The sequence below is a fragment of the Chryseobacterium sp. AG363 genome, assembly GCF_003610675.1.
GTDB lineage: Bacteria > Bacteroidota > Bacteroidia > Flavobacteriales > Weeksellaceae > Chryseobacterium > Chryseobacterium cucumeris.
In genome coordinates, this window is record NZ_RAQF01000003.1 from 193678 (window position 1) to 206160 (window position 12483).

A 12483-nucleotide genomic window follows, 5' to 3' on the forward strand; every position below is an offset into this window, starting at 1 on the left:
CTAATTTATAAAAAATTAAACGAAACTTTTTCTGAAAACCTTACTTTTTTTAAGATGAAACAAAAAAAATGCCGTCAAAATTTGTTTGTAAAAAAAAATAAAGTACCTTTGTCGCCTTTCATTTTTACTTTTTATTAGATTTATTTCAAACTGCACTGTCTACTAAGGACATATGCAGTTTTTTTATTTTAATGCTTTTGCAAATTCCCACATCACAATTCCTGCACACACACTTACATTAAGAGAATGCTTCGTTCCAAGCTGAGGAATTTCTAAAAATACGTCAATATTCGGAAGTACTTCATCACTGATTCCTTCTACTTCGTTTCCTAAAATTAAGGCATATTTTTTTGATCTGTCGATGGTGAAATCCGTAATAAGCTGACTGTCGGTAGTCTGCTCGATCCCGATGATTTCGTATCCTTTGCTTTTCAGATCAGCAATCGCGTTATTGGTATCTGCGTCATGAGACCAGTCTACACTTTCCGTTGCTCCCAATGCCGCTTTATGAATCTCTCGGTGAGGTGGCTGCGGGGTGATTCCGCAAAGGATTATTTTTTCAATTAAGAAGGCATCTGCCGTTCTGAAGGCTGCACCTACATTGTGCATACTTCTGATATTATCTAAAATGATGACCAACGGAATTTTTTCAACCTTCTTAAATGTTTCTACATCTATTCTGTTAAGTTCTTCCAGTTTTAGTTTCTGTACCAATTGTATTATTTTGTTGAGATTAATTTTCCGTCTTTATAGACCTCTGTTTTTTCTATGCTTCCGTCTTCACGGTAATGAACTCTGTTGCCGTTTCTTTTATCGTTGGCAAGTTCAGTTTCACGCTGTAATTTTCCAGATGGATAAAAGACTTTCCATTTTCCGGTAGCCAGCCCGTTATCATACTGGCCAATATCTTTTATTGATTTTCCATCTTCATGAAAGGTCTTGCTTTCTCCCTGTAATTTATTGAATTTATAATTGGAAATTTCAGTTATTTTACCTGCAGGAGAATAAAAAGTAGCGGTAAGGCTGTTATCATAAATATTCTTCTCTCCATTTCTGAAAACTTCTTTGGAAGTGAGGACTCCATTTTTATCAAAATACGACCATTCCTTTACTTTGTATCCTTTTTTATATTCTCCTTTTGACTGCACTTTCCCGTTATCATAATAAAAAACAGCATCACCATCCAGTTTCCCTTTTTTCCATTCCACAGTATTTTTTACCTGGCCATTGTCATAAAATTCTTTACAGGCTCCTTCCTGTAATCCGTCTTTATATCCACAAGGTTTCTGTGCCGTGATCAGGGCAGCAGTGGAAAAAAACAATAGAAACATGTACTTCATAGCTATTTTTAATTCAAAAATAGTAAAATACTTATATTTGACTCAAAAATATACTATGAAAAAATTATTCACATTATTCATATTAATATGGGGATTTATTTACCTGAGTGCACAAAATACTTATTATCCTCAAGCTTTTTTTGATAAAAAGCTCGCAAGAGACATGCTTGGATTTGGAAACTCTACCATTGAAGGAGTGGCTTCTACCAAACAAAAAAACAACTGGGGAATCAAACCGTTACTTGGAGAAAAGCATTATGCTCCCAAAGGTACGGTTGTCATGCTTTTTCCTGTTACTCCTTATTTCCAGGAATTTTATGACATGAGAAGAAAATATGAAAATAAAAAGACCACCGTATATATGTCAGAAGAGGCTTTTAAATACAGAGTGGAAGCTTTAACCGATGACCATGGGAGATTTAAATTTGAAAAACTCAAACCCGGGAAATATTATCTTGAAACCATTGTCAACTTTACTGCAACGGCAAGTTATCAGCAGCAGACAGGAACCTCAGATGCTTATAACGGCTATGGAGCTTATCTGTATTCCACTCCTATATACAGTACCTTTTTCTACGGATATTCTGCTGCCAACAGGGAAAGCAAATTTGTAGAGATAAAACAGGATGGCGAACTTAAAGAAATCAAGCTTTAAAAGCTTGATTTTTTATTTTCTGATCATAATCTGCTGTACATTTTTCTCAATGTTCTGGGCTAAGGTTTCCATAGGAATATCATTTTCATCGTTATTGAACGGATCTTCAATTTCTTCTGCAATAAGTTCAAGGCTCATCAATACATAATACACAAAAACAGTAAGCGGAATCATAAAAAGCCCTATTGTAATAACGTAAGCAATAGGAAGCGCAAAAACATACAGAATAATAAATTTCTTGATGAAAGAAGAATAGGAATAAGGAATCGGTGTGTTTTTGATTCTTTCACAACCTCCACATACATCCAGAAAGCCGGAAAGCTGGGTATCTAAATACAGCATTTCAACTTCAGAAACTTTTCCTTCTTTTTTTAATTGATTCAGTTTATGGCTTAATAGAATAACAATTTCACTTGGTCCATGGTTTTTCAACGAATTTTCAATTTCAGAATAATCTTCATCCAAAGCCAGCCTTGTAGATTCCTTGGAAAGGTGTTTGGCTAAAAAGTGCGGGAAATATTTTAAATATCTAGCAATCTGCTCAGCATCCTGGCGGTTATCGCCAAGAATCGTATTGATTTTTATGGCAAAGTTTCTGGTATCATTCACCAGTTTTCCCCAAAGTTTTCGACCTTCCCACCATCTGTCATAGGCAGTATTCGTTCTGAAAACCAGCAAAAGTGAAAGCACAAAACCCAGCAGAGAATGAATCATACCTACATTACTCACTCCTGATTTTGTGGTAAGGTGCAGATATTCAACTTCCAGATACTGAATTCCCCAGGAATATAACCCTACAAGAATCATACTCGGGAAAAGAATTTTTAAAGTATCACTTTTGTGTAAACTGAAAAGGATTTTAATGAAATGTTTGGTATTATAGACTCTCATAAACTCGCTTATTACTACAAATATAATTTTTTCATCTGAGCTCTGCTAATTAAGTAAGGAAGTCTGAAGACGGAAGTGAGAAGTTATGGAAGCCAAAGAAGAAGTTTGAGTTTTCCATAAAAAATCTTTTAAGCAATGATGTATAAAGGTTTGCAGACAAATATTAACTTCCGGCATCGATCTTCCAGCTTCCAGCCTTTTTAATCTTAATTTTCTCACGTTTCAAAAAAAACACTATTTTTAGTTCGCATTAAATACAAAATACATGATCCTCGAAAACGTAGATGTTGTAAATGATATCAGTAAAGAAGATTTTCAGAAAAATTATTTTAAAAAGCAAAAACCTCTTTTGATTAAGAATTTTGCCAGCCGGTGGGAGGCTTTTGACAAATGGAATCTTGCCTATATCAAAGAAAAGGCAGGAGATCAGGAAGTTCCTTTATATGATAACAAACCGGCTGATGCCGCCAAAAGTTCTGATGCTCCGGTTACCCGTATGAAAATGAAGGACTATATTGACACCATCAAAAGCAAGCCTTCTGATCTGCGAATTTTTTTCTATATCATTACAGACAGGCTTCCTGAGCTGCTGAAAAACTTTACTTACCCTGATCTTGGAATAAAATTTTTTAAAAGACTGCCCACATTATTCTTCGGTGGAAGTGAGGCTCATGTTTTAATGCATTATGATGTGGATCTGGGTGATTTTATGCATATCCATTTCGAAGGAAAGAAAAGAATTCTGTTATTTGATCAGAAACAGTCGCCCTTTTTATATAAAGTTCCTTTATCCGTTCATACCATTTACGAGGTTGATTATGAAAATCCGGATTATGAGAAGTTTCCGGCACTGAAATATGCCAAAGGATACGAAATCTTCATGGAGCATGGTGATGCCCTTTTTATTCCCGGGGCATTCTGGCACTTCAACAGATATCTGGAACCAGGTTTTTCTCTTTCACTGAGAGCTCTTCCCAATAAACCCAATGTCTTTGCCAGTATGCTCTATCATGTTTTCATTATGAGATACACGGATAAACTAATGCGTAAGCTTTTCAAAGCCAAATGGGTGAATTATAAGCAGAAATGGGCCTACAAGAAAAGTTCCGAGGCTTTGGAAAAGCATCTTTCTAAATGATAAGAATTAGAGTTTAGATAATTTTAACGCATTGAACGCTAGTTTAATGCTTATCTGTTTATAAAGGTTCGCAAAGGCATTTCATTCAGCGAGAAAAGCAATTCAATTGCTAAATGAAAGCCTTTGCGAACGAAAATAAGAAGCATCAATATCAATTTTCTTTGCTTCCTAGCGTTAAATTTTTGAACTTATTTATTGATAAGCCCGAAGATGGTTGCATCTACGAATTTCCCTTTTTCAAAGAAATAATCTTTCAACGTCCCTTCTTTGCTGAAATTTAAAGAAGTCAACAGTCTTTCAGAAGAAATATTGGAAGGGTCTATGAAAGCATCTACACGGTGAAGCCTCATTGTTTCAAATCCGTAGGTTAAAATAGGAAGAATGGCTTCTTTCATATAGGATTGCTGCCAGAATTTGGGATTGAGTTCATAGCCGATTTCTGCTCTGAAATGTTCCCTGTACCAGTTGTGATAGCCGCAGGTTCCAATAACTTTTGCGGTGGATTTCAGTTCCAGAGCCCATCTGAAGCCTTTTCCCTTTTCGAATTCACTGTTAAAATGCTGGATGATGCGACGGGAGTCGTCTTCCGTCTTGAAGGTATCCAGATCATAATATTCCATAACTTCATCCAGAGAAAAGTATTCAAAAAGATCTTGGGTATCATTAAAAGTAAGCTGACGCAAAATAAGCCTTTCAGTCTCTAAAACAGGAAATTCCATGAATAATGTGATTTGATGGCTGAAAAATACGATTAATTACTGATAAAGAAAAGTATAGAAGATTAACCCCTAAACAATCTCTTACCCTGAATTTATTTTTTTAAATTTGGGGCTCATTTTTTACTATGGCAAAAACGAAGAAGGAAACTCCATTAATGACTCAGTACAATACCATCAAGGGTAAATATCCGGATGCGCTATTGCTTTTCAGGGTAGGGGACTTTTATGAAACTTTTGGGCAGGATGCTGTGAAAACATCCCAGATCTTAGGAATTGTCCTTACCAAAAGAAATAATGGAGAAGGCAGTGTAGAACTTGCAGGATTTCCACACCATTCAATAGACTCTTATCTTCCAAAACTGGTAAGAGCGGGAATGAGAGTTGCGATCTGTGATCAGCTGGAAGATCCGAAAATGGTGAAAGGAATTGTAAAACGTGGTGTTACTGAATTGGTTACGCCTGGTGTTACTTTCAATGACCAGGTTTTGAATTCCAAAAAGAACAACTTCCTTCTTTCATTGCATAAGGAAAAAGAGAAGTACGGAATTGCTTTAGTGGATATTTCCACAGGAGAGTTTCTGGTAAGCGAAGGAAACCTGGAAAAGCTTTTACACATTGTAAATACCTTTGATCCGAGTGAGATTATTTTCCAGAGAAGTACACAGATTCCGGAACAGATCAAAAATAAAAATGCCTTTAAGCTTGAAGACTGGGCCTTCCAATATAATTTTGCCTATGAAAAATTAACAAATCACTTTAAAACCAATTCTTTAAAAGGTTTTGGAGTGGAAGGTCTTCCGCTGGCGATTACAGCAGCAGGAGCTATTTTTGCTTATCTTGTAGAAGATACCCATCATAATCTGCTGGCCCATATTACGAAACTGCAGATCATTCCTCAGGAAGATTATCTGATGATGGATAATTTTACCCTGAGAAACCTTGAAATTGTTTATCCAAGCAATCCACAGGGAAAATCTCTGCTTGATATCATTGATAAAACATCTACTCCAATGGGAGGAAGATTGTTGAGAAGAAGAATTATTCTTCCTTTAAAATCTGTGGATGAGATCATGAGAAGACTATCTCTGATTGATTTCTTAAATGAAAACGATGCACTGAAATATGAAATCTGCCAGCTTCTGAAATCCATTTCTGATCTTGACCGGTTGATGGGAAAACTGGCTGCAGAAAAAATTTCACCTAAAGAACTGGGATATTTACGTCAGAGTTTAATTAATATTCATAAAATCAAAGCTTTATTACACCCTCATGCAGATGTGCTGTCGTGGTTAGAGCCTTTATTTGACCTGGATGAACTGATTAAATTTTTGCAAAATCACCTTAATGAAGAACTGCCGGTAAGTATTGCGAAAGGAAATATCATTAAAGAAGGAGTTTCAGAAGAGCTTGACAGACTGAGAAATCTTCAGAGCAAAGGGCGCGGTTTTCTGGACGAAATGTGCCAGAGGGAAATTGAAAGAACTGGGATTACCAGCCTTAAAATTGATTTTAACAACGTTTTCGGATATTATATTGAAGTCCGAAATACCCATAAAGATAAAGTTCCGGATGACTGGGTAAGAAAGCAAACCTTAGTGAATGCTGAAAGATACATTACCGAAGAGCTGAAAGAATACGAAAACCAAATCCTTGGCGCCGAAGAAAAAATAGGCGTTCTGGAAACATCCCTGTACAGAAATGTATGTGGGGAAACAATGGTTTATATTGATCAGATCCAGGGGAATTCCAATATCATTGCCCAACTTGATGTGGCTGCAGGATTGTCTGAACTTGCTGTATCTGAGAGTTATACAAAGCCCGTTTTGAATGACGGCTATGCTGTCGATTTAAAAGAAGCAAGACACCCGATCATTGAAAATGCACTTCCGTTAGGAGAAAAATACATCCCGAATGATATCTTCCTGGATAAGGATTCGCAGCAGATTATTATGGTAACAGGGCCTAACATGGCCGGTAAATCGGCAATTCTGCGTCAGACAGCGATTGTATGCCTTCTGGCACAGATCGGAAGTTTTGTGCCTGCAAAACATGCGGAGATCGGGATGCTGGATAAAATCTTTACAAGGGTAGGAGCTACCGATAATATTTCTGCCGGAGAATCTACTTTCATGGTAGAGATGAACGAGGCAGCCAATATCCTGAATAATATTTCAGAACGAAGCCTGATTTTACTGGACGAAATCGGTCGTGGAACTTCAACATATGACGGAGTTTCCATTGCATGGGCTATTGCAGAATATCTTCATCAGCACCCAACGCAGGCAAAAACTTTATTTGCAACGCATTATCATGAGTTGAACGAAATGACCGTGAATTTTGAAAGAGTGAAAAATTTCCATGTTTCTATCCAGGAAAACAAAGGGAATATTATTTTCCTGAGAAAGCTTGTTCCGGGCGGTAGTGAGCACAGTTTTGGTATTCATGTGGCAAAACTGGCCGGAATGCCTGTCAAAGTGGTCAACAGAGCGAATGAGATTCTTAAAACCCTTGAAGCAAGCAGAACGCAGGAAAGTGGAAGTACTTCTGAAAGTATCAAAAGAGTGACAGAAGAAAATATGCAGCTTTCTTTCTTCCAATTGGATGATCCTGTTCTTGAGAATATCCGGGAAGAACTGACGAAAATAGATATCAATACTTTAACACCTATTGAAGCTTTAATGAAGCTGAATGCGATAAAAAAAATGATTGGAGGGTAATCCAATCATTTTTTTACAGTTGTTTTGTGTTAGCAGCAGAATCCATCCTGCATCCCGGGAACACCATATCGTTCTTCTCCGGTATGAGGATCTGTACAGCTGATTACTCTTGGGCATACTGGCCTGTTTGCTCCGCCGCTGATTTCTTTCAGCTCAATTTTACTCAATTTTCTTTTCTGATTTTTTAAATTTTTCATAATAATTTTAATTTGGTAAAAGCTAATTTACAAGTTATTTTATTATGTTCAAAATATTGTGAGTCAAATTGTTAACTTTTCAAATCGAAAATCTATTTTATAAAAAAAGATTGAGGGCTGCCTCAATCCTTATTGATCTAACAAAGTGTATGTGATCCTAACAGCAATAGCCATTTTTGTCACCAGCACCTAGCTGCCATTCTTCGAATTCGCCTCTGCGGCAGAATCCATCCCAGCATACTCTGCCACTTCCTGTAATTTCTTTTAACTCACTTTTTGTCAGTTTTCTTTTTTGAATGTTTGATTTTTTCATGATGATTTGATTTTGGTTATTGTTTTTAGTGTATTGGATTAGCAGCAAAATCCGGTGCTGTCTAAAGGTCCTATGGTATATTCATCATCTGTTCCTCTTACCCTGCAAAGGCCTTCCCAGCATATCCCTGGTCCATTTCCTCCTGTAATGTTTTTCAATGCCTTTTTAGTCAGTTTTTTCTGATTGTTTGATTTTTTCATGGTATTTTTAGTTTGATTCAAATCAAATATATAAAAATCATCTATATAATTCTAATGCTTGTGAAAAAATTAACATATCTGCAAAAAAAAAGAGCCTTGTCGGCTCTCTTTATTATAAATGATTGTATTCATAGGTAATCAATTCACTATTCGTTACCCCCGTTCCTGTCTTATTATAGTATGTTTTTACATTTTTTGTTGGGTATCCGCTGTTATTATATTCGTAAGTGGATTTAAAGATTCCCCATTCTCCACTTCCGGCTCCGTTGTTATAATTAAGGACATGGTTATAGCTTATGATATTGTGTACAGATCCGTTTTCATCTTCACTATCAATAATTTTTAAAAAACCTGTTACATTTTTAAAAGGAATATTCTTGGTATCGTACACAATCGGCTGTAAAGTACCTGTGGCACTATGAAAACCTCCTGTATTATTAGGTACGGATGCTGTTTCTGTCCAGCTGCTAAGCGAACCATCAGCATTTAATGTTGCTGTTTTGCTGCCTGTTCTTATGGCTGAAGATCCGGTAAAGCTTGCGGTATAAGTAATTTTCACACTATTACTGGAAAGATAGCTATAATTGGTTTCTACTGTAGAAGTCGTTCCGGAAGAAAGGGAAGTCTCACTATATATTTTTTTGCTTAATCTGCTGCTTCCGTCGTAACTATACGTTGTTTTATAACTTGTGCTTAAACCAGTAGTTACCTGTTGAGTAATGAGATCTCCAGAATAACTGAAGAGAGTAATTTCACCATTGGTAATATTTTTAATCTGGGAAATTTTAGAACCACTGTAAGTATAGGTTGAGGTCTCTCCGTCAGAAACCATCTTTGTTACTAGAACCGGGCTGTCATTATTAGTATTATTTCCGTTGTTGTTAGATGAAGTATCATCGTCATTGCTGCTTGTGCATGATGCCAAAAAGAAAATTGGCAGAAGTAAATAAGTTTTTTTCATGATTATCATTTAAGGCTGTAAAAATATCAAAAAAATGAATCAGTGACCAAAAAAATGTTTATTTGTAAAAGATTTACGGAATTGATGAATTTTATTTTTGTATATTGTTGTATTGTAGTTGTTTATATTTTGATAATGAAAAATATAATAAAAATATTAATCCTGTTTGTATGCTGCTCTGTTTTCAAAGCCCAGCAGACGGAAGTTTCTGTTGTAAAATATGAAGACCTGGAAAGGCGTATTCAGCAGGAAAAAGATAAATTGCTTGTGGTCAACTTCTGGTCTACAACCTGTGGTCCATGCGTAAAAGAACTTCCCCATTTTATGGAGGTAAATACTAAATATGCAGATAATGAGAAGTATAAGATGATTCTGGTCTCGTTGGACAGACTGGCGGATCAAGAAAGAGTCTTGAAATTTATTAAAAATAAAAATCTGACTGCTGAAGTACTTTTGTTAGATGATATTAAAAGGATGAACACCTGGATTCCAAGATTTGAAAAAGACTGGGATGGAAGTATTCCGGTAACATTGTTCTACAAAAACGGATCAAAAATCCATTTCAATGACGGTGAGATGAGCAAAGAAGATCTGGAAAAAACAATTAAAGAAAATCTACAATAAATAATTAAATTATGAAAAATCTGAAAATTGTAATGACTGCATTCATCGTTGGGCTAGGATTACTAAGTTTTACAGCGAAAGATGATGATAAAAATATAAGACAGAAAGAGAATATTTTATTTGTAAAAGGCTATGAAGTAGGGGACGAAGCTACCGATTTTAAGCTTAAAAATATCGACGGGAAAATGGTTTCCCTAAGTGATTTTAAAAGCGCAAAGGGATTCATAGTAGTATTTACTTGTAATCACTGTCCTTATGCTAAAAAATATGAGGACAGAATCATTGAACTGGATAAAAAATATAAAACTCAAGGCTATCCGGTCATTGCCATTAATCCTAATGATCCCAACGTACAGCCCGAAGATGGCTATCAGCAGATGATCGAAAGAGCAAAGCAGAAAGGATTTACTTTTCCTTATCTTGTAGATGAAGGGCAGAAAATTTATCCTCAATACGGTGCTACAAAGACTCCGCATGTTTTTGTGCTGAAAAAAGAAAACGGAAAGAACATCGTAAAATACATTGGTGCTATCGACAACAATTATGATAATCCGAATGATGTCTCAGAATACTATGCTCAGGATGCCGTAAATGCTCTGATCAAAGGAGAACCTGTAAAAATGACTAAAACAGTAGCCATCGGATGTACAATCAAAGTAAAGAAATAATATATTTGTCTTTATAAAATGATAAGATCGGTGTTCTTAGAATGCCGATTTTTTATGCCTTAAACTCAATTTAAAATGAAATTCCAGTTCAGCCTGAAGTATCTGCTTCTCACCGTATTTATTTTTCTTGCAGAAGTGTTGATTGCCACCAAACTAAGTGATATTTTCTTTGTGAGAGCTTATCTTGGGGATGTAATTGTGGTTATGCTTCTTTACACGTTTGTAAAAAGTTTCGTAAAAGTAAATGATCAGAAACTGATTATGGGAATTCTTATTTTTTCATGGATGGTAGAATTTGCACAGTATTTCAATATTGCAGAAAAACTAGGCTTCCGTCCTGGAAGCCTGATGTATATTATCATTGGAAATTCTTTCTCATGGATAGATAATCTTTGCTATGCTGTAGGCTGTCTGTTACTCTATATTTTCGTAAAGATCACAAACCGTGATGGTTTAACTTCTACTCCTACTCCCTAATCCCAGCCATCTAAAAACCTTCTCTATCTTCCAAAACTGTCATATTTATCTTCCGCATATTTGGTAAAACGGTTCAGTAAAGCCACATTTTCCTTTTCCATAGGCGAAAGATCATTATCTACATTGCTCGAAACAGGAATATACCAGTCTGTTTGCTCAAAGAAATTTCTGTAAGTTTCTTTTTTGAAGGAATAGCCATGTCTTGCAAATACTGAATTTTTGATGATCTCAAGATCCAGTTTTCTTAAGTTTTTAAGATCCTTTTCTGTCAGTTTCTGCTTGGAAGCATTCAGTTTGAAAATGGCTTCAGATGCGATACGGTTTTTAGAGGTTTTATAGCTTTCTGTTTTTCCGGTTTCTTCATCGGTGTATTTTTCAGTAAATTCTTTTGGATTTGACCAGTCTACAAGGTCAGAATCCTTATCCAGCATAAAATTCGGGTTATAGACAAACTCTTTTTTAATAAGTTTAAGCGTTTTTGAAGGTGCTTTAACCATTGTTTTATCAAAAGCATTCCACTTTCCGGTTAAGCTGTCTCCCTTTAATTTTACTTCAAATCTTCCGTCTGTTTTGTCATTGCCCGGTTCATCAAGCACAAAAGACGTTGTAGCCTCATTGAAAACACCCCTGAACGGGCGCTGATTCCCATTCACGATACTTTGTCCGTAAACACTGTCTTTGGTGATCCTGTTGATCTTTAAAGAAATTCTTTTGTAGTTACTGACATCATATTCTGAGCCATCTGTCTGATCAACCACCTTTTCCATTCCGGCAAATTCGCCGGTATAAATTCCGTAATATTCCTGGTGAACTTCAGGGACTACCGCAGAATCCTTCTTTGCAGTCAGAGAATCTTTTCCTGATTCAGTAGTCTTTCCCTCTTTTTTGCAGCTTAACAGAGAAACTGTAAGTAGGGAAATCAATGTGTAATTTAGAATTTTCATAGATGCTTTTTTGTGATTAAATATTCAATAATAAGGATGTTGGGAATCCAGCCCAGCCATGCAATGATCTGATAGACATCCATAGGATTGGGATGAAATAAATATACAATAATTACCTTCCACATTCTCAGAGTAATAGCAGATAAAGTAAAAGCAAAGCTACGCCACATCCATTGTTTGTGTTCTTTAAACCTTTTCTGTCTTGCCAGCTGATAGGCTTTCAATGTTGAAAACCACCATAAAGAGCCTAAAATAATAAAGGAAATCTTTGAAAAAAGGCCTCCGTTGGCAAAAATTCCCATATAAATTCCTGAAGGCGCTGCAAAAATCAGGATGAGAAAAGTATATAGTTTTCCCATATTCCTGTGGAAATTATTGACGCCAAAATTCCTTCTGAGTAGAGCCAGAAAACCTGAAAAAAGCACAAAGATGCTCGTATAAACATGGGTATAGAAAAAATAAAGATATTCTGGTCTTTCCAATACTTCTGTCTGTTTAATCATCAGAAAGCTGACTTCAGGATTAAAAGGAATATATTCTAAGGTAATTTTCAGCATCAGCCAAAAGAAATACCCGAACCCTAAAACTAAAAGGGTTTTAAAGAAAACGGCAGTATTTCTTTTGGCAGAGAGCATCGGC

Annotated in this window: 16 protein-coding genes; 6 read left to right on the top strand and 10 right to left on the bottom strand. The window is 35.9% G+C overall.

Going from position 1 to position 12483, the window contains the following annotated elements; genetic code table 11:
• Positions 1-183 precede the first annotated feature (183 nt).
• On the bottom strand, positions 184-714 hold the full coding sequence (locus tag DEU39_RS13820; protein WP_062672919.1) for an RNA methyltransferase: 531 nt from the start codon (positions 712-714) through the stop codon (positions 184-186).
• Between the two features lie 5 nt (positions 715-719).
• Complete coding sequence (locus tag DEU39_RS13825; protein ID WP_120232355.1) at positions 720-1340, bottom strand: toxin-antitoxin system YwqK family antitoxin; 621 nt, start codon at positions 1338-1340, stop codon at positions 720-722.
• 55 nt (positions 1341-1395) lie between these two features.
• Here DEU39_RS13825 and DEU39_RS13830 point away from each other — a divergent pair, with 55 nt between their 5' ends.
• Complete coding sequence (locus tag DEU39_RS13830; protein WP_228432358.1) at positions 1396-1995, top strand: hypothetical protein; 600 nt, start codon at positions 1396-1398, stop codon at positions 1993-1995.
• A 12-nt stretch (positions 1996-2007) separates the two neighbouring features.
• On the opposite strand, the gene DEU39_RS13835 is transcribed toward DEU39_RS13830, so the two are convergent.
• A complete protein-coding gene (locus DEU39_RS13835; protein WP_062672924.1) occupies positions 2008-2886 on the bottom strand; it encodes a bestrophin family protein in 879 nt (292 codons plus the stop codon).
• A 265-nt stretch (positions 2887-3151) separates the two neighbouring features.
• Between DEU39_RS13835 and DEU39_RS13840 the strand changes: the two genes are divergently transcribed.
• Positions 3152-4024, top strand: coding sequence for a cupin-like domain-containing protein (locus DEU39_RS13840; RefSeq protein WP_120232356.1), 873 nt, complete (start codon positions 3152-3154; stop codon positions 4022-4024).
• 188 nt (positions 4025-4212) lie between these two features.
• Here DEU39_RS13840 and DEU39_RS13845 read toward each other — a convergent pair whose 3' ends face one another.
• The gene (locus tag DEU39_RS13845; protein ID WP_062672929.1) at positions 4213-4743 is read right to left on the bottom strand and encodes a GNAT family N-acetyltransferase; all 531 of its coding nucleotides are present in this window, start codon (positions 4741-4743) and stop codon (positions 4213-4215) included.
• 125 nt (positions 4744-4868) lie between these two features.
• Here DEU39_RS13845 and mutS point away from each other — a divergent pair, with 125 nt between their 5' ends.
• Entirely contained in the window at positions 4869-7460 is a 2592-nt protein-coding gene (gene mutS / locus DEU39_RS13850; protein ID WP_120232357.1) for a DNA mismatch repair protein MutS, read from the top strand.
• Positions 7461-7489: 29 nt separating this feature from the next.
• Here the strand turns inward: mutS and DEU39_RS24425 are convergent, their stop codons facing one another.
• From DEU39_RS24425 to DEU39_RS13865, 4 genes are all read right to left on the bottom strand, one after another.
• Positions 7490-7657 carry a hypothetical protein gene (locus DEU39_RS24425; protein ID WP_157885766.1) on the bottom strand — a complete coding sequence of 56 codons (168 nt, stop codon included), beginning with the start codon at positions 7655-7657 and terminating at the stop codon, positions 7490-7492.
• Positions 7658-7814: 157 nt separating this feature from the next.
• Entirely contained in the window at positions 7815-7970 is a 156-nt protein-coding gene (locus DEU39_RS24430) for a hypothetical protein (RefSeq protein WP_156106405.1), read from the bottom strand.
• A gap of 38 nt (positions 7971-8008) precedes the next feature.
• Positions 8009-8170, bottom strand: a complete 162-nt coding sequence (locus tag DEU39_RS13860) for a bacteriocin (protein WP_117753098.1) — start codon at positions 8168-8170, stop codon at positions 8009-8011.
• Between the two features lie 112 nt (positions 8171-8282).
• Positions 8283-9131: a hypothetical protein gene (locus DEU39_RS13865; RefSeq protein ID WP_120232358.1), complete on the bottom strand. Its 849-nt coding sequence runs from the start codon at positions 9129-9131 to the stop codon at positions 8283-8285.
• 135 nt (positions 9132-9266) lie between these two features.
• Here DEU39_RS13865 and DEU39_RS13870 point away from each other — a divergent pair, with 135 nt between their 5' ends.
• From DEU39_RS13870 to DEU39_RS13880, 3 genes are all read left to right on the top strand, one after another.
• Positions 9267-9755, top strand: coding sequence for a TlpA family protein disulfide reductase (locus DEU39_RS13870; protein ID WP_120232359.1), 489 nt, complete (start codon positions 9267-9269; stop codon positions 9753-9755).
• Positions 9756-9766: 11 nt separating this feature from the next.
• Complete coding sequence (locus DEU39_RS13875; protein WP_062672937.1) at positions 9767-10423, top strand: thioredoxin family protein; 657 nt, start codon at positions 9767-9769, stop codon at positions 10421-10423.
• Positions 10424-10498: 75 nt separating this feature from the next.
• The gene (locus DEU39_RS13880) at positions 10499-10900 is read left to right on the top strand and encodes a DUF2809 domain-containing protein (RefSeq protein ID WP_120232360.1); all 402 of its coding nucleotides are present in this window, start codon (positions 10499-10501) and stop codon (positions 10898-10900) included.
• Between the two features lie 23 nt (positions 10901-10923).
• On the opposite strand, the gene DEU39_RS13885 is transcribed toward DEU39_RS13880, so the two are convergent.
• Positions 10924-11844, bottom strand: a complete 921-nt coding sequence (locus DEU39_RS13885) for a YARHG domain-containing protein (RefSeq protein ID WP_120232361.1) — start codon at positions 11842-11844, stop codon at positions 10924-10926.
• Positions 11841-12479 carry a DUF2306 domain-containing protein gene (locus DEU39_RS13890; RefSeq protein ID WP_120232362.1) on the bottom strand — a complete coding sequence of 213 codons (639 nt, stop codon included), beginning with the start codon at positions 12477-12479 and terminating at the stop codon, positions 11841-11843. The genes DEU39_RS13885 and DEU39_RS13890 overlap by 4 nt, the downstream gene beginning before the upstream one ends.
• Between the last annotated feature and the right edge of the window lie 4 nt (positions 12480-12483).

What these genes read in the sequence shown, in the direction of transcription:
- DEU39_RS13825 (WP_120232355.1), bottom strand. Translation starts at nt 1,340, where the DNA reads ATGAAGTACATGTTTCTATTGTTTTTTTCCACTGCTGCCCTGATCACG.
- DEU39_RS24430 (WP_156106405.1), bottom strand. Translation starts at nt 7,970, where the DNA reads ATGAAAAAATCAAACATTCAAAAAAGAAAACTGACAAAAAGTGAGTTA.
- DEU39_RS13865 (WP_120232358.1), bottom strand. Translation starts at nt 9,131, where the DNA reads ATGAAAAAAACTTATTTACTTCTGCCAATTTTCTTTTTGGCATCATGC.
- DEU39_RS13860 (WP_117753098.1), bottom strand. Translation starts at nt 8,170, where the DNA reads ATGAAAAAATCAAACAATCAGAAAAAACTGACTAAAAAGGCATTGAAA.
- DEU39_RS13870 (WP_120232359.1), top strand. Translation starts at nt 9,267, where the DNA reads ATGAAAAATATAATAAAAATATTAATCCTGTTTGTATGCTGCTCTGTT.
- DEU39_RS13885 (WP_120232361.1), bottom strand. Translation starts at nt 11,844, where the DNA reads ATGAAAATTCTAAATTACACATTGATTTCCCTACTTACAGTTTCTCTG.
- DEU39_RS13890 (WP_120232362.1), bottom strand. Translation starts at nt 12,479, where the DNA reads ATGCTCTCTGCCAAAAGAAATACTGCCGTTTTCTTTAAAACCCTTTTA.
- DEU39_RS13840 (WP_120232356.1), top strand. Translation starts at nt 3,152, where the DNA reads ATGATCCTCGAAAACGTAGATGTTGTAAATGATATCAGTAAAGAAGAT.
- DEU39_RS13835 (WP_062672924.1), bottom strand. Translation starts at nt 2,886, where the DNA reads ATGAGAGTCTATAATACCAAACATTTCATTAAAATCCTTTTCAGTTTA.
- DEU39_RS24425 (WP_157885766.1), bottom strand. Translation starts at nt 7,657, where the DNA reads ATGAAAAATTTAAAAAATCAGAAAAGAAAATTGAGTAAAATTGAGCTG.
- DEU39_RS13830 (WP_228432358.1), top strand. Translation starts at nt 1,396, where the DNA reads ATGAAAAAATTATTCACATTATTCATATTAATATGGGGATTTATTTAC.
- DEU39_RS13880 (WP_120232360.1), top strand. Translation starts at nt 10,499, where the DNA reads ATGAAATTCCAGTTCAGCCTGAAGTATCTGCTTCTCACCGTATTTATT.
- DEU39_RS13875 (WP_062672937.1), top strand. Translation starts at nt 9,767, where the DNA reads ATGAAAAATCTGAAAATTGTAATGACTGCATTCATCGTTGGGCTAGGA.
- mutS (WP_120232357.1), top strand. Translation starts at nt 4,869, where the DNA reads ATGGCAAAAACGAAGAAGGAAACTCCATTAATGACTCAGTACAATACC.
- DEU39_RS13845 (WP_062672929.1), bottom strand. Translation starts at nt 4,743, where the DNA reads ATGGAATTTCCTGTTTTAGAGACTGAAAGGCTTATTTTGCGTCAGCTT.